This window comes from Pseudomonas putida (genome assembly GCF_028682635.1).
In the GTDB taxonomy this organism is placed as follows: domain Bacteria; phylum Pseudomonadota; class Gammaproteobacteria; order Pseudomonadales; family Pseudomonadaceae; genus Aquipseudomonas; species Aquipseudomonas putida_AE.
Genome location: NZ_JANHLK010000003.1, coordinates 310,241 through 332,436 on the forward strand (window position 1 = coordinate 310,241; position 22,196 = coordinate 332,436).

A 22,196-nucleotide genomic window follows, 5' to 3' on the forward strand; every position below is an offset into this window, starting at 1 on the left:
GGACGCAAGACATCTCTGATCCGCGCTTTTCTTTGAAAGACGCGCGAACCCGGGTGCTGAAGCGAGGGGGCAGGAGATAGCTACCCTGCCATGGCAGGAATGGATCAGAATGAACCATGCAACTTGCCCGATTTTTCCGTGACTAACTAAAGATCATTCATTAAGGAGCGTAGGAAAATGGAATCCGCCACTGAGCATCAAGGCCGCATTCTTCTGGTAGATGATGAGTCTGCCATCCTGCGAACCTTCCGCTATTGCCTTGAAGATGAAGGCTACAGCGTGGCGACCGCAAACAGCGCCGCGCAAGCGGAAGCCTTGCTGCAACGTCAGGTCTTCGACCTGTGCTTCCTCGATTTGCGACTCGGAGAGGACAACGGCCTGGACGTTCTGGCGCAGATGCGCATCCAGGCTCCGTGGATGCGTGTGGTGATCGTGACTGCGCATTCGGCTGTGGACACTGCCGTGGATGCGATACAGGCGGGTGCCGCCGACTATCTGGTCAAGCCGTGCAGTCCCGATCAGTTGCGCCTGGCCACGGCCAAGCAGCTGGAAGTGCGGCAGTTGTCGGCACGTCTGGAGGCCCTGGAAGGTGAGATACGCAAACCCAAGGACGGACTGGACTCACATAGCCCAGCGATGAAAGTAGTGCTCGAGACCGCACGCCAAGTAGCCAATACCGATGCCAACATCCTGATTCTCGGTGAGTCCGGCACCGGTAAAGGTGAGTTGTCCCAGGCGATTCACGGCTGGAGCAAGCGCGCGAAGAAGTCCTGCATCACCATCAACTGCCCGTCGCTGACGGCCGAACTCATGGAAAGCGAGCTGTTCGGCCACAGCCGGGGCGCCTTTACCGGCGCCAGCGAAAGTACTTTGGGACGCGTCAACCAGGCCGACGGGGGGACCTTGTTTCTTGACGAAATCGGCGATTTTCCATTGGTTTTACAACCAAAATTGCTGCGTTTCATTCAAGACAAGGAATACGAGCGGGTAGGGGATCCGGTGACTCGTCGGGCTGATGTGCGCATTCTCGCGGCCACCAACCAGAACCTTGAGGACATGGTCCGCGACGGCCGTTTCCGCGAAGACCTTTTGTATCGCCTCAATGTCATTACCTTGCACCTGCCGCCGCTGCGCGAACGCCGGGAAGACATTCTCAACCTCGCCGACCGGTTCCTGGCCCGGTTCGTCAAGGAATACGCGCGTCCGGCACGGGGCTTCAGTGACGAGGCCCGTGAAGCGCTGTTGGGTTACCGCTGGCCAGGGAACATTCGCGAGCTGCGTAACGTGGTGGAGCGGGCGAGCATTATTTGCCCGCAGGAACGGGTCGAAATCAGCCACCTGGGCATGGCCGAAGCGCCGATCAATAACGCCCCGCGCATTGGAGCGCCGTTAAGCCTGGATGAGCTGGAAAAAGCCCATATCGGAGCCGTCCTCGCCACTGCGGGGACCCTGGATCAAGCCGCCAAGACTTTGGGGATCGACGCGTCGACGCTGTATCGCAAGCGCAAGCAGTACAACCTGTGAGTCAGCGCCGATGAAACTGACGATGAAGTTGCAGACCCGGCTTTTTCTCAGCATTTCCGCGCTGATCACTGTTGCACTGCTGGGCCTGCTGCTTGGTCTTGTCAGTGTGTTGCAGATGGCCGGGAGCCAGGAAGCGCTGGTGCGCAACAACTTCGTCACCCTGGATCTGGGGCTCAAGCTGCGCCAGACCCTGGGTGATCAGTTAATCATCATGCTCAGCGAAAACAACGATCCCGCCGCCTTCGAAGCATCCAGACGGCGTTACCTTGAGCTGCTGGAGGAAGGTATTGCCCAGGAGCCGGCGGGCGAAAATCTCGAACACGGTTTCAAAAAGGCCAAGGCCGACTATCTGGACTTTATTCGTGCGTATGAGGTGTCCGCTGACCCGACGCGAGTGCTGAACGGCAACGATGAGCTGACCGAAAAATTCAATCTGCTGCGCAATGGCTTGATTACCGAACACAAGCGGGCGCTGGACGACATCAGCACCATCGAACGCAAGGCACGCGAGCGTGCGCTGCTGATCGCCGGACTGCTTGGCCTGGTCGGGCTGGCGGTGTTGATCATCGGGTTCGTGACTGCGCATGCCATCGCCCGGCGTTTCGGCGAGCCCATCGAGGCACTGGCGCAGGCAGCGGATCATATCGGCCAAGGTAATTTCGACGTCACGCTGCCGGTGTCCTCGTCTGTGGAGTTGAATCAGCTGACCCGGCGCTTCGGCATCATGGCCGAGGCGCTACGCCAGCACCAGGCCACCAATGTCGATGAGTTGCTGGCAGGGCAGCAGCGTTTGCAGGCGGTGCTCGACGGCATCGACGACGGTTTGCTGATGATCGACCGCCAGGGGCACCTGGAGCACCTCAACCCGGTCGCGCAGCGTCAGTTGGGCTGGGACACCGATCGACTTGGGCGAGGCCTGGGTGAGGCGCTGGAGCACCCTGAACTCGATGAACAGCTGCAGCTGGTACTGCGTGGCGGTACGCTGGAGCGAGTGCCGGATGACTTGGGCATCGAGGTCGATGGCGAGACGCGATTGCTGACTTATAGCCTGACGCCGGTCATTCATACCCAAGGGCAGATTCTCGGTGCGGTGATGGTGCTGCACGATGTGACCGAACAACGTGCCTTCGAACGGGTGCGCAGCGAGTTCGTCCTACGCGCTTCCCATGAGCTGCGCACGCCCGTGACCGGGATGCACATGGCATTCGGCCTGTTTCGCGAGCGCGCGCATTTCCCGCCAGAATCCCGAGAAGCCGACCTGCTGGACACGGTCAATGAAGAAATGCAGCGCCTGATGCAACTGATCAACGACTTGCTGAATTTCTCTCGCTACCAGAATGGCCTGCAGAAGCTCACCCTGGCGCCGTGCTCCATTGAGGAGTTGCTGGAACAAGCGCAGATTCGCTTCAGCGACGGTGCGCAGGACAAAGGCGTCGAGCTCCTGATCGAAGTCCAGGAGCCCTTGCCACGCTTGCAAGCCGATCAGCCGCAACTGGACCGGGTGCTCGACAACCTGATCGACAATGCCCTGCGCCATACCGCCAGTGGCGGACTGATACGGTTGCAAGCCCGGCGACATGGGGACCGGGTCATCATCAGCGTTGAAGATAACGGTGAAGGCATTGCCTATGGGCAACAGGGGCGGATCTTCGAGCCCTTTGTCCAGGTCGGCCGCAAGAAAGGCGGGGCCGGGCTCGGTCTGGCGTTGTGCAAGGAGATCGTGCAGCTGCACGGTGGCCGGATGGGCGTTTACTCGCGACCGGGGCAGGGCACTCAGTTCTATATGACCTTGACCGTGTAAGCGCTCTTACGCTTCGTCATCCAGGCGTCGGCCAGCCAGTCGGCGGCCTCGGGTAATCAGCTCGATGAACTGTACCGCGCTCAGAGCATGGGCGAAAAGCCAGCCCTGACCGAACTTCACCCCCTCACTGCTCAGGAGCGCCGCCTGGGCTTCATGCTCGATGCCTTCGGCAATCACCTTCAAGTGCAGTGACTGAGCCATGTGAATGATATGCGGGGCGACACCGCTGCTCGCCGCGTCATGGCCCAGGGCATCGATGAACGCCTTGTCGATCTTGAGACAATCCACTGGCAGGGTTTGCAGGTAGGCGAGGCTGCAATAACCGGTGCCAAAGTCATCGATCAGGACCTGATGCCCGACATCGCGCAAGGCTTGCAGGTTTTCCCGGGCCACCACCACGTCGATCAATCCGCGCTCAGTGACTTCGAAGGCAATTTGCTTGGCCGCGACCCGGTGCAGGGTCAACAGGCGGGCCATCACCTGGCCGATCCGCGGGACCATGACGTCGCAGGCCGCCAGGTTGACCGAGATATACAACTGCGGATTGGCCCGCAGCAGTTGCCCCAGCTGCTCGAGCAGGCGTTGCAGGACAAAGTCGGTCATCTGGCGAATCTGCCCGGTGTTCTCGGCCATCGGAATGAACAGGTCGGGACTGGTCAGGGTGCCGTCCGGCCTGCGCCAGCGGAGCAAGGCCTCGGCCCCGACGCAGTTGCGGCTGTCGAGGTCGAAGATCGGTTGATACAGTACCTGCAACTCGCCTCGACGAATGGCGCCCGTCAGTTCAGCGTCCAGGGACTGGCGTTGGCGCACCAGCAAGAACACCAGGAAACCCACGCACAGGGCCAATAACACGCAAGCGGGCAGCAGCCACCACCACACAGGCGGTATATGGGTGCCGCTGCGCGGGCTGATCAGCACCAGCTGGTATTCCGGGTTATCGGTGGGCATGCGGTAAATCAGCCTGTTCTGGGTGACCTGCAGCGCATCGCGAGCTTCCGGCGGCCAATGGCCGGTCGGTGGCCAGGCTTGCGCGACGCCCAGCACCGGAATGGCTCGGGTGCCATGATCCAGTACCACCAGCAGGCTGCTTCCGGGCGACAGGTCGACCATGTCGGTCAAATGGCCGCGGGAGGTCGCGACCCGGAAGTTGCCGCGTCCGAGCATCAGCGCGGCACGGTTTTCATCCGGCTCGGTAGTGGTGTTCAACCAGTAAGTGTAGGTGGGGCCTTTGATGTCCGGTGGGCGTAACAGTGACAGGCCTTCCTGGCGCGGACGGTTGGAGCAGATTCGCGAGTCGTCCATGTAGGCCGCCTCATAGACGAAGCGATAATTGAAGCTGACCTGCTGCAGGGTCGCGATCATGTCGTCGTCGCAGCTACGCAGTGGCTGGGCTTCCAGGTCATCGAGGCTTTCGCGCAACTGCCCGAATAGTTGCTCGAGCCGGGCGAGAAAGCGTTCGCCCTGGGCATTCATTTCCCAGCTTTCGTTTTGCTCAACCTGGTGAATGGCAACGAAGTAACTGCCGGCCATCATCAGGGTAGCGCTCAAGACAGCAGCCAGCATCGCCAGAAACCAGGGGCGATAGAACCAACTTCTGAGTGTCTCTCGAGCAGCAGTCATTATGGAATATCCGACGAATTACCAATGAGTTATAGCTGCTATTTGAGAAACGCGCTGACCGTCGGGCGATCGTCATTATTTTGTCTGAATTAATACCTGAAGCATCGCAGCTGTTTGTGCGTCCGGCGTACCGTCATAGCGCGACGGTCGAAAATGCATCTGGAAGGCCGCCAGCACATGGCGGGTAGCGACATCCAGTTCGCCGGTTTGCGGCGTATCGTAACCGACGCGAGCCAGTTGTGACTGGAACCAGCTGATGCTCGGCAGCTGTGTTTCGAAGCGGCTTTGCTGGCGCGCTACGGCTTGCTCGTTCGGCCAAATGCCGATCCCTTGCTCAGCCAGGCGCTTCCAGGGGAACAGTGGCCCTGGATCAAGCTTGCGCAGGGGGGCGATGTCGCTATGTCCGACGATGTTGCGCGGGCTGATTGCGTAGCGCTGGCTGATGTCCTTGAGCAGGACGACCAGGGACTGGACCTGCGCTTCGGTGTAGGGGTACCACAGGCGCCCGGTCGGAGTGTCCTTGAAGCCTGGATTGACGATTTCGATACCGATGGAACTGGAGTTCATCCAGGTCCGGCCTTGCCACTGGCTTTCCCCGGCGTGCCAGGACCGCAGATTTTCATCCATCAGCTTGTAGATGGTCGCGTTCTTGTCGTCGCCGACAAGGTAGTGGCTGCTGACTTCGCCGTGGGTCAGCAGTTGCAGCGAGCGCTCCAGCGATGCGGAGGTGTAATGGAGCACGACGAACTGAATGCGACTGTCGTGGTTGGCCGAAGCGTGGCTGGTGTCGTATCGGGGGCCGCTGGCGCAACCAGCCAACAGGATCAGCGACACGATGAGAGCAAGATATTTCATGGGAAAGCCAACGCGCTAAAGACAGTAATGCAACAGTGTAACGTACTGCCTTGTGCGTGTTGGCCGATCGCAACGATTTGAACAAAATGGGGCAACAGCCTTCAGCCCAACTCCACCCGGTTTCGCCCGGCATTTTTGGCGCGGTATAGCGCCTGATCGGCTCTTTTGAGCACCAGATCGCTATGCTCACCGGGTTTGAATGCCGCCAGGCCGATGGAGAGGGTTATCGTTACCGGTTCACCCCTGAAGTGAAAAGGGCAAGCTTCGATAGCGGCGCGCAGAGTTTCCAGGAGTTTCAGGCCGTTCGCCGGAACTGTGGACGGCATCAACAGGACAAATTCCTCGCCGCCAAAGCGCGCAATGAAATCCGTTCCGCGCAGGCGTTTGCGCAGCACACTGGCAATGATTTTCAGCACTTTGTCGCCCGCCAGGTGCCCGTAGTTATCATTGATGCGCTTGAAATGATCGAGGTCGAGCATGGCCAGCATCAGCGTGTTGCCGTGCTGCTGCCATTGGCCGATCTCATGCTCCAGGCGTTCGCTCCAGGCCGCGCGGTTGGGCAGGCCGGTCAGCGGGTCGATCAGGGCTTTCTGGCGTTGCTCTTCGAGGTGCTCGCGAAAGCCCTGGGCTTCCTGTTCCATGTGCGCAACCCGTTCGGCCAGGCTGTGCAGGCGGGCTGCCACCTCCTGCTCGCGCTCGTCGCGCTGCTGGCGGTGCTGGTCCATGGTGCCGAGCAAGCCTTCCAGATGGTTCTCCAGGACGTGCTTGAGGTCATCCAGGTCGGCCGCTTCCTGCACGCTGCTCTGTAAGCCGTCGACCTGTTCGCGAATCTGCGTGTCCATCGCATGGGCGGCGGATCGGCTGTCGGCATGGCCGGCGCTGGCGGCCTGCAGATTGCTCTGGAACGATTCCAGGCGTTCATTGAGCCGCTGCAGATAGGCTTCGAATTCATGTTGGCCACTGTCGGAGATGGCCAGCATCAACGTCGCCAGATCATCGAGAATCGGTAGCAACTCGTACCAGTTCAGGCCATTTTTCAGACGTTCACGCATCGATTCGGCTTGTGGACGATGACGCTCGGGTAGTGTCAGGTCGTCGAGCAAGCCCAACAGGGTGTCTTCGATGTGTTTGGCCACAGAACTGTAGGACGGTTCGGGCGAGTCGGGCAGGGCGTAGAGCATGTCTTGCTCGGGCTGCTGCGGATCGATGGCTGCCAGGGCCTGGGCCATGGGCGCGGGCAGCGGCAGGGTGTCGAGCAACAGCGCCGGGCTCAATTCGTCGGGATTGAGTGCCTGTTCAGTCTGAGGTACGGGTTTGACAGGCGCTTGCTGCGCCTCAAGGGTTGGCGCAACAGCTTCAGGCTGGGTTGCAGCCGGAATGTCCGGAGTCGCCTGCGGCGCGGTGTCAGCAATGACTGGCGGGGGCGCGACCACAGGCGCCAAAACGTTTTCGCCCGTGTGCGCGAAAAGCGCCTGTTGCGCGGGTATGGCTTCTTCGGCTTCACGTTGACCGAACAGCCGCTGCAGCAGGCCAGGGCGTTCGGGTTCCGCCGGGCTCTCCAGTTGGCTCAGGGCCTTGCCTTGCAGCCCGCTCAGTTCGCCGAGCAGCAACGGGATCTCACGCGCCTGGCTGACACGGCTATCCAGTTGCTTGGCGAAGTGCTTGAGGGGGCGGCTCACTTCCCGGGGCAGAGGCAATGTCTGCAGCTGCGTGACCAGGGCGTTGAGGGCGGCGCTGGTCTGGTTGATCCGGGTTTCCCGGCGCTGCTCGGAGTCGAGTACGGCTTTTTCCAGGCGAGGCAGCAGGGCGGCAAGACCGGCGTCCATGTCGTCGGTGCGCACGACTTCGCGCATCTCCTTCATGCATTGATCAACGACGCGGTCGGTGCCTTCCGCTGCCAGCGTGCTGCGCACCAGGCCCCGGCGCAGCAGGTCGAGCCGGGCGTCCCAGCGACGTTCGAGCTTTTCCTGTTGTTCGATGCTTTGCAGGTACTTCTCTTTCCAGCGCTGTGCTTCTTCGCTCATTCATGGGTTCCGCGGGGGGGCAGGACTCAACGCGGGCAATGCATCGGCCGTGAGCGAACCCGGCAGACGAATCTCTACCGCGACCGGCAGGTGATCGGAAATGGGTTGCGCCAGCACCTCGACCTTTTCCAGGGTCAAGCTCGGGCTCAGCAGAATATGGTCCAGGCAGCGCTGCGGGCGCCAGCTGGGGAATGTCGCATCCAGTTGCGGGGCCAGTAGGCCGAGGTCGCGCAATGGAGAGTTTTGCAGCAGGTCACTGGCGTGGGTGTTCATGTCACCCATCAATACCTGGTGCTTGTAGCCACCGATCAGCTCGCGGATGTAAGCCAGTTGCAGGCTGCGGGTACGAGCGCCAAGTGCCAGGTGCATCATGACCACCACCAGTGCTTCCGGACCTTCGCCGAAGCGCACCAGAATCGCTCCGCGACCTTTTGGCCCCGGCAGTGGATGGTCTTCGATCGCCCATGGACGCAGGCGGCTGAGCACACCGTTGCTGTGCTGGCCCAGGCGACCGAGATTGCGATTGAGCTGTTGATACCAGTAGGGGAAGGCACCGAGCTGGGCCAGGTGTTCGACTTGATTGACGTAGCCTGAGCGCAGGCTGCCGCCATCGGCTTCCTGCAAGGCGACCAGATCGAAGTCGCCCAGCAGATTGCCGATTTTTTGCAGATTGTCCGCACGCCCGGTATGCGGCAACAGATGTTGCCAGCCCCGGGTCAGGTAATGCCGATACCGCTCGGTGCTGATACCGACCTGGATATTGAAGCTGAGCAAGCGCAGACGGCTGTCTGCGGGCAGGCCCGTCGATTCCAGGTGATGCTCGTTGACCTGCGGATCATGCAGGCCAACGACACGTTCGGTTCCCCAGCGGCGCATGGCAGGCGCCTCGCTTAGTTGGCGGCAGCCTTGTTAGCCGCTCGCTCTTGGTCGACCAGTTTATCGGCCAGTTGCAGGGCTTGTTCGGCACCGCCGGCAGAGCCGATGTCAAAACGGTACTTACCATTGACGATCATGGTTGGTACGCCGGTGATTTCATATTTCTTGGCAAGTTCACGGGCTTGAACGACCTGGCCCTTGATGGCAAAGGAATTGAAGGTGGCGAGGAATTTATCCTTGTCTACGCCTTGGGTGACCAGGAATTCGGCCATCTCATCCGGGGTAGTCAATTTTTTGTGTTCTTCCTGAATCGCCTTGAACACCGCAGCATGAACCTTATGCTCGACACCCATGGATTCGAGGGTCAGGAACATTTGACCGTGAGCATCCCAAGGGCCGCCGAACATTGCCGGGATACGCTTGAAATTCACGTCGGATGGAAGTTTTTCCACCCAGGGATTGATCACCGGTTCAAATTTGTAGCAGTGCGGGCAACCGTACCAGAACAGCTCCACCACTTCGATCTTGCCAGGCACGGCGACCGGCACCGGATTGCTCAGCTCGACGTAAGGTGCGGCGGGGGCTTCAGCGGCTTGGGCAGTCATGCCGAGCAGGCTGGCAGCGGCAAAAACGGCGCTGATGATCAGATTACGCATGCTTTACTCCTGGACAAATTTTATCGCCTCGCGGGACCTGGATTAAGACAGATCATGGCGGGCCTGAGTTCTGTAGTGTAACGGCAGCGGCCACAAAAAAGGGCGGCCAAGGCCACCCTTTTTATACTTGCTGCGACGGATTAATGGAGCGTTAACGTTGCAGGAGTTGAAGATCCCGATCAACGCCCGATTCACCGGTCTTAGTGCAGGCCCTGGATGTAGCTGGACACTGCCGCGATGTCTTCGTCGCTCAGCTTTTTGGCAATGCTCTGCATCGGTTTGGTATCGCCGTCGTTATTGCGGCCACCTTCTTCCTTGCGGAAGTCAGTGAGCTGCTTGGCGATATATTGAGCGTGTTGACCGCCCAGGTGCGGGAAGCCGGCGGCTGCGTTGCCCGCGCCGTTTGGCGAGTGGCAGCCGGTGCACGATGGCAAGCCCTTGGCCAGATCACCGCCGCGGAACAGTGCTTCACCGCGTGACACGACTTTCGGGTCGGCGGCGCCGACGCTGCCCTTCTGGCTGGCGAAGTAGGCCGCGATGTCCGCCAGGTCCTGGTCGCTCAGGTTGGTCAGCAGGCCAGTCATTTCCAGAACGGTGCGCTTGCCCGACTTGATGTCGTGCAACTGCTTGGTCAGGTAGCGTTCGCCCTGGCCTGCCAGTTTTGGAAAGTTAGGCGCCATGCTGTTGCCATCCGGGCCATGACAGGCGCCACATACGGCGGCTTTTGCCTGGCCTGCGGCGGCGTCACCAGGTTTGACTGGCTCACCTGCAGCATGGGCAATGCCGGAGATCCCCACGGTCAACAGCAGACTCACGATCAATTTGTTCATCAGCTAATCCAACTACGGCTAAGGGTTAAGTTATGGACCGGGTTTACTCGCTCATCCAGTGGATGATGGCTTGGTAATCCTCGGCACTGCAGTCCATGCACAAACCACGCGGCGGCATCGCCTTGAAACCCTGGGTCACGTGTTGCACCAGCGTCTCCATACCTTTCGCCAACCTCGGCGTCCAAGCTTCCTGATCGCCCTTGCGGGGCGCCATGGGTAGTTGGCCGGAATGACAGGCACCACAAACACGGTTGTACACAGCTTCCGGATCCTGTGTAGCCTGCGCGCTGTAAAGCGGCATCAGGATTGCGGCAGCTAGCAGCCATTTCGTCATAAAACGACCTTTTCAGGGTTGAGAGCGATCTGCGTTCTAGTGCGCAATCAAGGTCTGTCGCTCTCGTGAACTTCATCCTGCGTCGGGACAAAGCGCACACAAAATCTGCGGCATTATATACTGGCGTCACTGAAACGGAAGCGACACTGCTTGCCGCACCTATTCCTGGCGCCGCCCACATCGGAAATCCCATGCAACTCAAGAATCCCATCCTCGGTCTGTGCCAACAGTCCACCTTCATGCTCAGCGCCGCCAAAGTCGACCAATGTCCGGATGACGAAGGCTTTGAAGTCGCCTTCGCCGGGCGTTCCAACGCCGGCAAGTCCAGTGCCCTGAACACCCTGACGCATGCCAGCCTGGCGCGCACCTCGAAAACCCCGGGGCGCACGCAACTCTTGAACTTCTTCAAGCTAGACGATGAACGCCGTCTGGTCGACCTGCCGGGCTACGGTTATGCAAAAGTACCGATCCCACTCAAGCAACACTGGCAGCGTCACCTCGAGGCCTACCTGGGTGGTCGCGAGAGTTTGAAGGGACTGATCCTGATGATGGACATCCGTCACCCGATGACCGACTTCGACCTGCTGATGCTCGATTGGGCCGTTGCCGCCGGCATGCCGATGCACATCCTGCTGACCAAGGCGGACAAGCTGACCTACGGCGCGGCCAAGAACACGCTGCTCAAGGTGCAGTCGGAAATCCGCAAGGGTTGGGGCGATGCCGTGACGATCCAGTTGTTTTCGGCGCCCAAACGCATGGGCCTGGAAGACGCCTACACTGTATTGGCAGGCTGGATGGAACTGGCGGACAAGGGCGCCGAAGAAGTCACCGGATAAGTGTGTAAAAAATAGTCTGAAGTGCGGTCAGGCCAGTGCGGCTTGATCGCAGCAGGCAGTTTTCTACAGGCAAAAAAAACCCCGGACTTCAATGGGGAGGGGGAAGTTCCGGGGTTCAAGTTCTAGACCGCTAGGGCGGGGTCCAGATATCTGCCAACACTTAACACAACATAGGAGCATCGAAGGGCTTCACCAGCCATTCAGTAAATCTGAGTGGCTGGAAGCAGAATTAGTTCAATTTTTTTTCGCGCGCTTTGGAATAACCCCAAGCGCCTTTTGGACTAAGCAGCGTTTGCGCAGTCTGCCGCGGCATCATGCCGCAGCAGCATCGGCAACTCAGTGCGCCTCATCCCAGTTATTGCCCACCCCGACCTCGACCAGCAATGGCACATCCAGTTTCGCCGCGCCGCTCATGTGCAGGCGAATCTCTTCGCTGACCTGCTCGACCAGATCTTCACGCACCTCCAGCACCAATTCATCGTGCACCTGCAGGATGACCTTGGCGTCGAGGCCGGAGCTGGTCAGCCAGTTATCCACAGCGACCATGGCTTTCTTGATGATGTCGGCGGCCGTGCCTTGCATCGGTGCGTTGATGGCCGTGCGTTCGGCGGCTGCACGCTCCTGCGGCTTGTTCGAATTGATCTCCGGCAGGTACAGCCGGCGCCCGAAGAAGGTTTCCACATAGCCTTGATCCGCGGCCTGGGCGCGGGTGCGGTCCATGTACTCGCGAACTCCGGGGTAACGGGCGAAGTAGGTATCGATATAGGCCTTGGCCGTCTTGGTATCGACACCGATGTCCTTGCCGAGTTTCTGCGCGCCCATGCCGTAGATCAGGCCGAAGTTGATCGCCTTGGCGCTGCGGCGCTGGTCGGAGGTCACGTCAGTGAGTTCGACCTTGAACACTTCGGCGGCGGTTGCGGTGTGCACGTCCAGGTTGTGACGGAAGGCATTCATCAGGCCTTCATCGCGGGACAGGTGCGCCATGATCCGCAGTTCGATCTGCGAATAGTCGGCAGCCAGCAGCTTGTAGCCGGTCGGGGCGACGAAGGCCTGGCGGATGCGCCGCCCTTCAGCCGTGCGCACCGGGATGTTCTGCAGGTTCGGATCGCTGGAGGACAAGCGCCCGGTGGATGCAACGGCCTGGTGATATGAAGTGTGAATGCGGCCGGTACGCGGATTGATCTGTTCCGGTAGACGGTCGGTGTAGGTGCTCTTGAGCTTGCTCATGGAACGGTATTCCATGAGCACTTTCGGCAGCCGGTAGTCGTCCTCGGCCAGTTTGGCCAGCACTTCTTCGGCGGTGGACGGCTGGCCCTTGGCGGTCTTCTTCAGCACGGGCAGGCCGAGCTTCTCGTAGAGGATGACGCCGAGTTGCTTGGGCGAACCCAGGTTGAATTCCTCACCGGCGATCTCGAAGGCTTCGCGCTCCAGCGCCACCATCTTGTCGCCCAGTTCGATGCTTTGCACGCCGAGCAGCGCGGCATCCACGAACGCGCCCTGGCGTTCGATACGCGCCAGCACCGGCACCAACGGGATTTCGATGTCGGTCAGGACGCTGGCCAGGCTCGGAATGGCGTTGAGCTTCTCGAACAGCGCCTGATGCAGGCGCAGGGTGATATCGGCGTCCTCGGCGGCGTACGGGCCGGCCTGCTCGAGGGCAATCTGGTCGAACGTCAGCTGCTTGGCGCCTTTGCCGGCAATGTCCTGGAAACTCACCGTGGTGTGATCCAGGTATTTCAACGCCAGGCTGTCCATGTCGTGGCGAGTGGCCGTGGAGTTGAGCACGTAGGACTCAAGCATGGTGTCGAAGGCAATGCCGCGCACGGTGATGCCGTTGGCCTGATCGCCGCCGATGGCGCAGTTGGCCAGGATGTTCATGTCGAACTTGGCGTGCTGGCCGACCTTGAGCTTGTTCGGGTCTTCCAGAATCGGCTTGAGGGCGCGCAGCACAGTGTCGCGGTCCAGTTGTTCTGGCACGCCGATGTAGGAATGGGTCAGCGGAATGTAGGCGGCTTCGTTGGCCTGCACGGCGAACGACAGGCCTACCAGCTGCGCCTGTTGGGCATCGATGCCGGTGGTTTCGGTGTCGAAGGCGAACAGCTTGGCGCTGTTGAGTTTTTCCAGCCAGACGTCGAAACGGGCCTGATCAAGGATGGTTTCATAAGCGGCCTCAGGGGCGGCGGCCGGTGTCTCGACCTCGGCCTCGGATGCGCTGAACAGATCTGCAGCCGGCGCAGGCTCGGCGGCAGCAGTGCTCAGTTCAAGACGTTTGGCGTCCCGATCAAGATCGTTCAGCCAGCTCTTGAATTCCAGCAGGGTGTAGAGCTCGTAGAGTTTGGCCGGATCTTCCGCACCCATCTGCAGGTCATCGAGACCGATGTCCAACGGTACATCGACCTTGATGGTCGCCAGTTGATAGGAGAGGAAGGCCATCTCCTTGTGCTCTTCGAGCTTGGCCGGCAGGGTCTTGGCACCACGGATCGGCAGGGTCGGGACGATGTCGAGCTGCGCGTAGAGCTCGGTCAGGCCGCCATTCACGCCCACCAGCAGGCCGGAAGCGGTTTTTGGACCTATGCCGGGAACGCCCGGAATGTTGTCGGAAGAATCGCCCATGAGTGCCAGATAGTCGATGATCTGCTCGGGAGCGACGCCGAATTTCTCCTTCACGCCCTCTACGTCCATGCTGCTACCGGTCATGGTATTGACCAAGGTAATGTGGCCGTCGACCAGTTGCGCCATGTCCTTGTCGCCGGTGGAGATGACCACCGGGCGATCGGCCGCCGCGCTGCTGCGGGCCAGCGTGCCGATCACGTCATCGGCCTCGACGCCTTCGACGCACAACAGCGGGAAGCCCAGGGCGATCACGCTTTGATGCAGGGGCTCGATCTGCACGCGCATGTCGTCGGGCATGCTCGGCCGGTTGGCCTTGTATTCGGCGTACATGTCATCGCGAAACGTCCCACCCTTGGCGTCGAACACCACGGCGAAGGGACTGTCCGGGTACTGCTTGCGCAGACTCTTGAGCATGTTCAACACGCCCTTGACGGCGCCGGTCGGCAGGCCTTTGGACGTGGTCAGCGGTGGCAGCGCGTGAAAGGCGCGGTACAGGTAAGAAGAACCGTCCACCAGGACGAGGGGGGCTTGGCTCATGAGCAGGATCAACCTTTTCGGCGGGTCCGGCGCTAGAATAGCGGGACCGTTGACGACAAAGGGACAAGGTTATCATGCGCACACTAAATCGCCTGTTGCTGGCTGGCTTGTTTGCAATCACACCGTTGGCCGTCATGGCGGCGGACGATGCGCCGACACCTGAGCCGGAAGTTACGATCCGCACGGAAGGCGACAAGGTCATCCAGGAATACCGCCAGAACGGTTTCCTGTATGCGATCAAGGTTACGCCGAAGGGCGCACCGCCTTATTTCCTGGTGCGCGCAGACGGGACCGATGCAAACTTCATCCGCTCGGATCAGCCGGATATGCTGATACCGTCGTGGAAGATCTTCGAGTGGAAGTAGTTTCTTAATTTCAACCGGCGTTGGCTCAAGAGCAACGCCTCGTACTGGCAGTTTTAACCATGTCTGTGTTTACCCCCCTGGCTCGGCCCGAGCTGGAAGCTTTTCTCGCCCCTTATGGCCTCGGCCGCCTGCTTGATTTCCAGGGGATTGCCGCCGGTAGCGAAAACACCAATTTCTTTATCAGCCTGGAGCAGGGCGAATTCGTCCTGACCCTGATCGAGCGTGGCCCGGTGCAGGAGATGCCATTCTTCATCGAATTGCTCGACGTGCTGCACCAGGCCGACCTGCCGGTGCCTTACGCCCTGCGTACCACCGACGGCGTGGCCCTGCGCGAACTGGCCGGCAAGCCTGCGCTGTTGCAACCGCGCCTGGCCGGCAAGCACATCAAGCAAGCCAATGCGCAGCATTGCAGCCAAGTGGGTGAGTTGCTGGCGCACCTGCACCTGGCGACCCAGGCCAACATGATCAAGCGCAAGACCGATCGTGGCCTGGACTGGATGCTGGAAGAAGGCACGCAGTTTCTTTCGCACCTCAAACCGCAGCAGAAAGATCTGTTGCAACGGGCACTGGAAGAAATCACCGAGCAGAAAGAGAAAATCCTCGCGTTGCCACGGGCCAACATCCACGCCGACCTGTTCCGCGATAACGCGATGTTCGAAGGCACACACCTGACCGGGCTGATCGATTTCTACAACGCCTGCTCGGGGCCGATGCTCTACGACGTGGCGATTGCCTTGAACGACTGGTGCTCCGACGATGACGGCTTGATCGACGGGCCACGGGCGCGGGCGTTGCTGGGTGCTTACGCCGCATTGCGTCCTTTCACCGCGGCCGAAGCCGAGTTGTGGCCGACCATGCTGCGGGTGGCGTGCGTACGCTTCTGGTTGTCGCGCTTGATCGCGGCGGAGTCTTTTGCCGGGCAGGACGTGTTGATCCACGATCCGATGGAGTTCGAGCTGCGGTTGGCGCAGCGGCAGAAGGTCAATACACCGTTGCCGTTCGCCCTTTAAAATCTTCGCGAGCAAGCCCGCTCCCACATAGGGCCGCGTTCCATCTGGAAGCACTCGGTCCAATGTGGGAGCGGGCTTGCTCGCGAATGGGGCGACGCAGTTTTCGAATTACAACGACTCCAGGCATCCCGCCAAATCATTCCCCAACTTCTCCAGCACCTGCTCATACCCCTGGGCAGTCGCCGGCGTATACCCGCCCAGCGCATCCAGTTCCGCCAGTTTCACCGGCAGGCCCGCCACCAGGGTTTCCGCCAGGCGTGGGCGTAGCGGCGGTTCGCTGAATACGCAGGTCTTGCCGACTTCCTGCAACCGCGCGCGCATCGCCGCGACGTGCTGGGCGCCGGGCTGCACTTCGGCCGCGACGCTGAACACGCCGGCGTGCTTGAGGCCGTAGGCGTCTTCGAAGTAGTCGAAAGCCTCGTGGAATACGAAGTAAGGTTTGCCTTCAACACCCGCCAGACGTTGCTTCAAGCGTGCATCCAACGCGTCCAGGCGCTCATCAAAGGCCTTGAGGTTGCTCTGGTAGCGCGCCGCGTTGGCGGAATCGGCGGCACTCAGATCCGCGGCCATTTTCGCCGCGATGACCCGGGCGTTGACCGGCGATAACCACAAATGCGCATCCAGAGTACCTGGGCGATGGTCGTGGTCATGTTCGTCGGTTTCTTCGGCATGGGAGTGGTTGTCCTCGGCGAAATGTCGCAGTTTCAGGCCAGGTAGGTCCTGCACGGCAACGCTCGGCAACGTACGACCATTGAGCACTCGCGGCATGAAACCTTCCATGTCCGGCCCGATCCAGTACAGCAGATCCACCGATTGCACCTTCCGTACGTCGGACGGGCGCAGGGCATAGTTATGCGGCGAGGCGCCGGGTGGTAGCAGGACTTCCGGAATCGCCACGCCGTCCTGTACGGCAGCGGCGATCAGCTGTAGCGGCTTGATGCTGGTGAGGACCTTGACCTCAGCTTGCGCCGAACCGAGCAGCAGGAAACTTGCGAAAAAAGCGACAAAGATGGAAAAAAGTCGGGACACGATGACCACTCGAAGAGGCGAGAACGGGTAATATAATAACGTCTCTCACAAAATTCGTCGCCGCTCATGCCTAAAACACCGATTGCAAGTCGTCCCCACGACCACTCTCATTGCGTTCACAGCGCTCTGTCTGAGGCCGATGCCTTGTGCGCACGCAAGGGCTTGCGCCTGACCGCGTTGCGTCGGCGGGTGCTGGAACTGGTGTGGCAAAGCCATAAACCGCTGGGGGCCTACGACATTCTCGCGGTCCTCAGTGAGCAGGACGGGCGCCGGGCTGCACCCCCCACGGTCTACCGCGCGCTGGACTTCCTTTTGGAAAACGGTCTGGTACACCGCATCTCTTCGCTCAATGCCTTCATTGGCTGCAATCACCCGGCGCACGCTCACCAGGGCCAGTTCCTGATCTGCCGTGAATGCCACGCCGCCATCGAACTCGAACAGAAATCCATCAGCGACGCGATCATCGCCAGCGCCAGGGACGTCGGGTTTGTCGTCGAAGGCCAGACCGTTGAAGTGATCGGTCTCTGTTCGGGTTGCCAGGGGGCCTGATGAGTAACGCGCTGATCCGCCTCGAGCAGGTTGCCGTCACCTTTGCCGGCCAACCTGTGCTGGATAACATCGAATTGAGCGTCGAACCAGGGCAGATCGTGACCCTGATCGGGCCCAATGGCGCCGGCAAGACCACTCTGGTGCGTGCCGTGCTCGGCCTGCTGAAACCCGACAGCGGCAGCGTCTGGCGCAAGCCGAAACTGCGGGTGGGCTACATGCCGCAAAAACTGCATGTCGATCCGACCCTGCCGCTCTCGGTCCTGCGCTTCCTGCGCCTGGTGCCGGGTGTGGACCGGGCGATGGCCTTGGCCGCGCTCAAGGAAGTCGGCGCCGAACAGGTGATCGATAGCCCCGTGCAAAGTGTTTCCGGCGGTGAAATGCAGCGCGTCCTGTTGGCCCGGGCCTTGTTGCGCGAGCCGCAATTGCTGGTGCTCGACGAACCGGTCCAAGGCGTCGACGTGGCCGGTCAGGCAGAACTCTATAGCCTGATCACCCGCCTGCGAGACCGTCACGGCTGCGGCGTGTTGATGGTTTCTCACGATCTGCACCTGGTGATGAGCACCACGGACCAGGTGGTTTGCCTGAATCGCCATGTCTGCTGCTCCGGCCACCCCGAGCAGGTCAGCGGCGATCCGGCCTTCGTCGAACTATTCGGAAAAAACGCACAAAGCCTGGCGATTTATCACCACCATCACGACCACGCCCACGATTTGCACGGCTCGGTGGTCAAGGCGCCCCCCTCGGGCCATACCCATGTTCATGGAGATAGCTGCAAGCATGGCTGATTTTCTGCTCTACGCCCTGCTTGCAGGTCTGGCCCTGGCGGTTGTGGCGGGCCCCTTGGGTTCCTTCGTGGTCTGGCGGCGCATGGCCTATTTCGGCGACACCCTGTCTCACGCGGCATTGCTCGGCGTGGCGCTGGGTTTTCTGCTGGATGTCAGCCCGACCGTGGCCGTGACCGTCGGCTGCTTGTTGCTGGCGGTGTTGCTGGTGACCTTGCAACAACGCCAGCCGCTGGCCTCCGACACGCTTTTGGGAATTCTCGCACCCAGCACCCTCTCTTTAGGCCTGGTGGTACTAAGCTTCATGCACGAAGTGCGGATCGACCTGATGGCCTATCTGTTCGGTGACTTGCTGGCGATCAGTCCGACCGATCTGGCGTGGATCCTCGGGGGTAGCGCGGCGGTGCTGGCGTTGCTGGTAACGTTGTGGCGGCCATTGCTGGCAATCACTGTGCACGAAGAGTTGGCGAGGGTCGAAGGGCTGCCGGTGGCGGGTTTGCGCCTGGCGCTGATGCTGTTGATCGCCGTGGTGATTGCGGTGGCGATGAAAATCGTCGGCGTGTTGCTGATCACGTCGTTGTTGATCATTCCGGCGGCTGCGGCACAACGGCACGCCCGCTCACCGGAGCAAATGGCACTGGGTGCGAGCCTGCTGGGCGTACTCGCCGTATGTGGCGGATTGGCGATGTCCTGGTTCAAGGACACCCCGGCGGGCCCATCGATCGTAGTGACAGCCGCCGCGCTGTTTCTGCTGAGTTTTGTTCTGCCCCGTCGAGGGGTGTAGACTTGCTCGTTTTTTGCGCAAATAGAGAGTCGCAGGAATGAAGTCGTTCGCCTCCCGTTATCTGCTCCTTGTCGCATTTTCTTTGCTGCTGGGCGCCTGCCAAAGCACGCCACCGGCCCCCGAGGTCCCGGATGCGCGGGCTACGGCCATTGCACAGCTGGAACAAAGTCTGGCCAGCAGCGAACTGGCCACGGCCGAGGGTCAGTTGGCGGCATTGCAGGCCGATTCACCCAACGATCAATCCCTTGAGCAATATCAGCGTCAGCTGGCCGAAGCCTATCTGCTGCGCAGCCAGATTGTGTTGCAAAAAGGCGATGTTAACGCCGCCGCCACCGCCCTGAGCCGAGCCCGTGTGCTGATGCCCAAGGCGCCGGCACTGACCGGCGGGGTCAATGGCGCCATCGCCGAGGCCCGCAAGGCGGAACTGGAAAAAGCCGAGGCAGCCCTGAAGGCCGCCGAAGCCCAGCCAAAAGCCAAGGTCATCGACCTGACGGCGGAGAGCACGACGGTTGCGTTGAATATCAATGATATGGCCAAACTACGTCGCCAACTGGACGCTATTGCCGCCGATGTGGTGAATTTTCAGTGTGATGTGAGCATTCAGGCGCCGCGTACCGATGATTACCCATGGTTGGCTAACTTGCTGACCAAGCGGGTGAAAAAGCTCGATCCGCAGTTTGATTTGAATCTGGAGCGGCAGATCATTCGCAGCGTTCCGGCGCAGATGGTCTTGAGCCCTCGCAAACCGTAAAAAGCTTCGCGAGCAAGCCCGCTCCCACATTGGTTCCGTGTCGGTCACGAATCCAATGTAGGAGCGGGCTTGCTCGCGAAGGGGTCAGGCCGGAATCGCTTTAGCCTTAGGCTCCCTGTCCCAAACCCGATGCTGCCCGATCGCCGTAAAAAACGGCTTGGCCAACTTGCCGTCCACTCCCACGATCAATCCCGCATCAGCCTCCAGTTTCAACACATCCAGCAGTTGCTTCGCCTCGCCGTGCAGGGCAATTGCCTTCAAGTGTTTGTAGGCTTCAAGCAGGTAATGCAACGCCACGCCGTCGGTGCTCAGCGCCTTGATCGAGGCCGCGCCTCCGGGCACGAATACCGCATCGAACGCAATGGACGGCAAGCCCTCCATCGACGCATCCACCGGCAGCATCTTGCCGTCAGCAGTGGTGACCGGCGCCGAGGTGGGCCCGAGCAGTTTGGCGTGTGCACCTTCGGCTTCCAGGGCTTTTTTCATCGCATCGACCGCATTGCCATCGACGCCGTTGGCCGCGAGAATCGCTACTTTCCGGGTCTTGATGTCCCCCGGCAGCAAGTTGGCCTGGCTCAGGGCTGGCGAACGATCCAACGAGATCTTCGGTACGTCGACCGTTCCGGCTTTGGGTGCCGGCAGGCCAAGGTTTTGCGCCACGCGCTTGGCCAGTTCCAGATCGATGTTGGCCAGGATCTCGTTCACCTCGCGTGCGCGGATGAATTCCCGTTCGACCTTGCCCAGCTCAAAGCTGTACGCCGAAATGATGTGCTCCTGCTCGTGCTTGCTCATGCTGTGGAAAAACAGCCGAGCCTGGGAGAAGTGGTCGCCGAATGACTCGCTGCGCTGACGAATCTTGTTGGCGTCGATGCGCTCCTGGTAACTCTCGAAGCCGCCATCCTGTGCGGCCGCGGGCGTCTCTTTCGGCCAGCCGCCATCGATCGAGTTTGGTTCGTAGGACGCGCGCCCCTTGTCGATGGTGGTGCGATGCAACGCATCACGCTGGCCGTTGTGGAAGGGGGCTACCGGACGGTTGATCGGGATTTCGTGAAAGTTCGGCCCACCGAGTCGGCTGATCTGCGTGTCGGTGTAGGAAAACAGCCGACCTTGCAGCAGCGGATCGTTGGAGAAGTCGATCCCGGGCACGATGTGCCCCGGGCAGAAAGCCACCTGCTCGGTTTCAGCGAAGAAGTTGTCCGGGTTGCGGTTGAGCGTCATCTTCCCCAGCGGCGTGATGGGCACGAGCTCTTCAGGAATCAGCTTGGTGGGGTCGAGGATGTCGAAATCGAAGGCGTGTTCGTTTTCCTCCTCAATCACCTGTACGCCCAGTTCCCATTCCGGGTAGTCGCCCATCTCGATGGCTTCCCAGAGATCGCGACGGTGATAGTCGGTGTCCTTGCCCGCCAGTTTCTGCGCCTCATCCCACACCAGCGAGCAGGTCCCGGCGGCAGGGCGCCAGTGGAATTTGACGAAGCGCGACTTTCCTTCGGCGTTGATCAGGCGAAAAGTGTGCACGCCGAAGCCTTGCATGCTACGCAGGCTTTTCGGGATGGCCCGGTCGGACATGGCCCAGATCACCATATGCGCTGATTCAGGTTGCAGCGAAACAAAGTCCCAGAACGTATCGTGGGCCGAGCCGCCAGTAGGGATTTCGTTGTGAGGCTCGGGTTTTACTGCGTGGACAAAGTCGGGGAACTTGATGGCGTCCTGGATAAAAAACACCGGCATGTTGTTGCCCACCAGATCGAAGTTGCCTTCGTCGGTGAAAAACTTCACGGCGAAACCGCGTACGTCCCGTACGGTATCGCCTGAGCCACGGGGCCCCTGCACAGTAGAAAAACGCACGAACACCGGCGTTTTCTTTGCAGGATCTTGCAGGAAACCGGCCTTGGTCAATACGGAGTGATTCTCGTAGGACTGGAAGAAACCATGGGCACCGGTGCCGCGGGCATGCACGATGCGCTCCGGGATGCGCTCATGGTCAAAATGCGTGATCTTTTCACGCATGATGAAATCTTCCAGCAGCGACGGCCCACGGGCGCCTGCTTTCAAGGTGTTCTGATTGTCTGCCACCTTCACGCCTTGATTGGTACGCAAGGCCTGACCGGTGGCGTCGGAGCGAAATGTTTCCAGGCTATCGAGCTTGGTGTTGGTGTTGCTGCGGTCCGGGGTATCGGTCCCGGCCAGTGCGCTTTTAGGGGCGGCAGGCTTCTTCGTACTCATCAGGCAAGACTCCTCGGATTTTTTTCGAGTGACCTTATTAGTGACTGATGTTGTTTTGCGCCGTTCCTTTTATCTGACCTTTGATCGCGTTATTGCCAAATGACTGGTCGAATGCAAAATAAATGCTAAGAACTGCTATACGGACAGGCTAAAATGCGCGCCCGGCTAACCGCTGATCCTATTCCAACGCGCCCCAC

Annotated in this window: 18 protein-coding genes and 1 pseudogene; 9 read left to right on the top strand and 10 right to left on the bottom strand. The window is 60.3% G+C overall.

The genetic code is table 11. From position 1 onward, the window contains the following. Positions 1-177 precede the first annotated feature (177 nt). Entirely contained in the window at positions 178-1,524 is a 1,347-nt protein-coding gene (gene algB / locus NPS56_RS05710) for a sigma-54-dependent response regulator transcription factor AlgB (protein WP_274073817.1), read from the top strand. A 10-nt stretch (positions 1,525-1,534) separates the two neighbouring features. Continuing rightward, the gene (locus NPS56_RS05715) at positions 1,535-3,325 is read left to right on the top strand and encodes a KinB sensor domain-containing domain (protein WP_274073818.1); all 1,791 of its coding nucleotides are present in this window, start codon (positions 1,535-1,537) and stop codon (positions 3,323-3,325) included. A 6-nt stretch (positions 3,326-3,331) separates the two neighbouring features. Here the strand turns inward: NPS56_RS05715 and NPS56_RS05720 are convergent, their stop codons facing one another. The 7 genes from NPS56_RS05720 to NPS56_RS05750 form a co-directional block, all read right to left on the bottom strand. Further along, positions 3,332-4,945 (bottom strand): EAL domain-containing protein, encoded by a 1,614-nt coding sequence (locus NPS56_RS05720; protein ID WP_274073819.1) that lies wholly within the window; start codon positions 4,943-4,945, stop codon positions 3,332-3,334. A gap of 75 nt (positions 4,946-5,020) precedes the next feature. Next, positions 5,021-5,800: an N-acetylmuramoyl-L-alanine amidase gene (locus NPS56_RS05725; protein WP_274073820.1), complete on the bottom strand. Its 780-nt coding sequence runs from the start codon at positions 5,798-5,800 to the stop codon at positions 5,021-5,023. Between the two features lie 101 nt (positions 5,801-5,901). Continuing rightward, complete coding sequence (locus tag NPS56_RS05730; protein WP_274073821.1) at positions 5,902-7,824, bottom strand: GGDEF domain-containing protein; 1,923 nt, start codon at positions 7,822-7,824, stop codon at positions 5,902-5,904. Next, positions 7,825-8,700: an endonuclease/exonuclease/phosphatase family protein gene (locus NPS56_RS05735; protein WP_274073822.1), complete on the bottom strand. Its 876-nt coding sequence runs from the start codon at positions 8,698-8,700 to the stop codon at positions 7,825-7,827. Positions 8,701-8,714: 14 nt separating this feature from the next. Beyond that, on the bottom strand, positions 8,715-9,356 hold the full coding sequence (locus NPS56_RS05740; RefSeq protein WP_274073823.1) for a thiol:disulfide interchange protein DsbA/DsbL: 642 nt from the start codon (positions 9,354-9,356) through the stop codon (positions 8,715-8,717). Between the two features lie 200 nt (positions 9,357-9,556). Then, entirely contained in the window at positions 9,557-10,186 is a 630-nt protein-coding gene (locus NPS56_RS05745) for a c-type cytochrome (protein WP_274073824.1), read from the bottom strand. Between the two features lie 43 nt (positions 10,187-10,229). Then, the gene (locus NPS56_RS05750; protein WP_274073825.1) at positions 10,230-10,520 is read right to left on the bottom strand and encodes a c-type cytochrome; all 291 of its coding nucleotides are present in this window, start codon (positions 10,518-10,520) and stop codon (positions 10,230-10,232) included. A gap of 191 nt (positions 10,521-10,711) precedes the next feature. Here NPS56_RS05750 and yihA point away from each other — a divergent pair, with 191 nt between their 5' ends. After that, positions 10,712-11,356, top strand: a complete 645-nt coding sequence (yihA, locus tag NPS56_RS05755; protein ID WP_046818665.1) for a ribosome biogenesis GTP-binding protein YihA/YsxC — start codon at positions 10,712-10,714, stop codon at positions 11,354-11,356. A gap of 336 nt (positions 11,357-11,692) precedes the next feature. Here yihA and polA read toward each other — a convergent pair whose 3' ends face one another. Beyond that, positions 11,693-14,506 carry a DNA polymerase I gene (gene polA / locus NPS56_RS05760; protein WP_274073826.1) on the bottom strand — a complete coding sequence of 938 codons (2,814 nt, stop codon included), beginning with the start codon at positions 14,504-14,506 and terminating at the stop codon, positions 11,693-11,695. 74 nt (positions 14,507-14,580) lie between these two features. Between polA and NPS56_RS05765 the strand changes: the two genes are divergently transcribed. Then, the gene (locus NPS56_RS05765) at positions 14,581-14,871 is read left to right on the top strand and encodes a DUF2782 domain-containing protein (RefSeq protein ID WP_046818667.1); all 291 of its coding nucleotides are present in this window, start codon (positions 14,581-14,583) and stop codon (positions 14,869-14,871) included. A gap of 59 nt (positions 14,872-14,930) precedes the next feature. Further along, positions 14,931-15,881 (top strand): homoserine kinase, encoded by a 951-nt coding sequence (locus NPS56_RS05770; RefSeq protein WP_274073827.1) that lies wholly within the window; start codon positions 14,931-14,933, stop codon positions 15,879-15,881. A gap of 108 nt (positions 15,882-15,989) precedes the next feature. Here the strand turns inward: NPS56_RS05770 and NPS56_RS05775 are convergent, their stop codons facing one another. Next, complete coding sequence (locus NPS56_RS05775) at positions 15,990-16,910, bottom strand: zinc ABC transporter substrate-binding protein (RefSeq protein WP_274073828.1); 921 nt, start codon at positions 16,908-16,910, stop codon at positions 15,990-15,992. Between the two features lie 66 nt (positions 16,911-16,976). Between NPS56_RS05775 and NPS56_RS05780 the strand changes: the two genes are divergently transcribed. The 4 genes from NPS56_RS05780 to NPS56_RS05795 are packed head-to-tail and all read left to right on the top strand — an operon-like array spanning position 16,977 to position 19,776. Beyond that, complete coding sequence (locus NPS56_RS05780; protein WP_274073829.1) at positions 16,977-17,459, top strand: Fur family transcriptional regulator; 483 nt, start codon at positions 16,977-16,979, stop codon at positions 17,457-17,459. Beyond that, positions 17,459-18,244, top strand: coding sequence for a zinc ABC transporter ATP-binding protein ZnuC (gene znuC / locus NPS56_RS05785; protein WP_274073830.1), 786 nt, complete (start codon positions 17,459-17,461; stop codon positions 18,242-18,244). The genes NPS56_RS05780 and znuC overlap by 1 nt, the downstream gene beginning before the upstream one ends. Then, positions 18,237-19,025: a zinc ABC transporter permease subunit ZnuB gene (gene znuB / locus NPS56_RS05790; RefSeq protein WP_274073831.1), complete on the top strand. Its 789-nt coding sequence runs from the start codon at positions 18,237-18,239 to the stop codon at positions 19,023-19,025. Before znuC ends, znuB begins: the two co-directional genes overlap by 8 nt. Positions 19,026-19,062: 37 nt before the next feature. Next, the gene (locus NPS56_RS05795) at positions 19,063-19,776 is read left to right on the top strand and encodes a PA5502 family lipoprotein (protein ID WP_274073832.1); all 714 of its coding nucleotides are present in this window, start codon (positions 19,063-19,065) and stop codon (positions 19,774-19,776) included. A gap of 84 nt (positions 19,777-19,860) precedes the next feature. On the opposite strand, the pseudogene katE reads toward NPS56_RS05795, so the two are convergent. Continuing rightward, positions 19,861-22,008: pseudogene (gene katE / locus NPS56_RS05800) on the bottom strand (catalase HPII); the annotation flags it as partial. Between the last annotated feature and the right edge of the window lie 188 nt (positions 22,009-22,196).

Excerpts from the sequence above, each read along its gene's own strand:
- NPS56_RS05750 (WP_274073825.1), bottom strand. The coding sequence starts at position 10,520 with ATGACGAAATGGCTGCTAGCTGCCGCAATCCTGATGCCGCTTTACAGC.
- NPS56_RS05770 (WP_274073827.1), top strand. The coding sequence starts at position 14,931 with ATGTCTGTGTTTACCCCCCTGGCTCGGCCCGAGCTGGAAGCTTTTCTC.
- yihA (WP_046818665.1), top strand. The coding sequence starts at position 10,712 with ATGCAACTCAAGAATCCCATCCTCGGTCTGTGCCAACAGTCCACCTTC.
- NPS56_RS05730 (WP_274073821.1), bottom strand. The coding sequence starts at position 7,824 with ATGAGCGAAGAAGCACAGCGCTGGAAAGAGAAGTACCTGCAAAGCATC.
- NPS56_RS05745 (WP_274073824.1), bottom strand. The coding sequence starts at position 10,186 with ATGAACAAATTGATCGTGAGTCTGCTGTTGACCGTGGGGATCTCCGGC.
- NPS56_RS05735 (WP_274073822.1), bottom strand. The coding sequence starts at position 8,700 with ATGCGCCGCTGGGGAACCGAACGTGTCGTTGGCCTGCATGATCCGCAG.
- NPS56_RS05780 (WP_274073829.1), top strand. The coding sequence starts at position 16,977 with ATGCCTAAAACACCGATTGCAAGTCGTCCCCACGACCACTCTCATTGC.
- algB (WP_274073817.1), top strand. The coding sequence starts at position 178 with ATGGAATCCGCCACTGAGCATCAAGGCCGCATTCTTCTGGTAGATGAT.
- znuB (WP_274073831.1), top strand. The coding sequence starts at position 18,237 with ATGGCTGATTTTCTGCTCTACGCCCTGCTTGCAGGTCTGGCCCTGGCG.
- NPS56_RS05765 (WP_046818667.1), top strand. The coding sequence starts at position 14,581 with ATGCGCACACTAAATCGCCTGTTGCTGGCTGGCTTGTTTGCAATCACA.
- NPS56_RS05720 (WP_274073819.1), bottom strand. The coding sequence starts at position 4,945 with ATGACTGCTGCTCGAGAGACACTCAGAAGTTGGTTCTATCGCCCCTGG.
- znuC (WP_274073830.1), top strand. The coding sequence starts at position 17,459 with ATGAGTAACGCGCTGATCCGCCTCGAGCAGGTTGCCGTCACCTTTGCC.
- polA (WP_274073826.1), bottom strand. The coding sequence starts at position 14,506 with ATGAGCCAAGCCCCCCTCGTCCTGGTGGACGGTTCTTCTTACCTGTAC.
- NPS56_RS05725 (WP_274073820.1), bottom strand. The coding sequence starts at position 5,800 with ATGAAATATCTTGCTCTCATCGTGTCGCTGATCCTGTTGGCTGGTTGC.
- NPS56_RS05795 (WP_274073832.1), top strand. The coding sequence starts at position 19,063 with ATGAAGTCGTTCGCCTCCCGTTATCTGCTCCTTGTCGCATTTTCTTTG.
- NPS56_RS05715 (WP_274073818.1), top strand. The coding sequence starts at position 1,535 with ATGAAACTGACGATGAAGTTGCAGACCCGGCTTTTTCTCAGCATTTCC.
- NPS56_RS05740 (WP_274073823.1), bottom strand. The coding sequence starts at position 9,356 with ATGCGTAATCTGATCATCAGCGCCGTTTTTGCCGCTGCCAGCCTGCTC.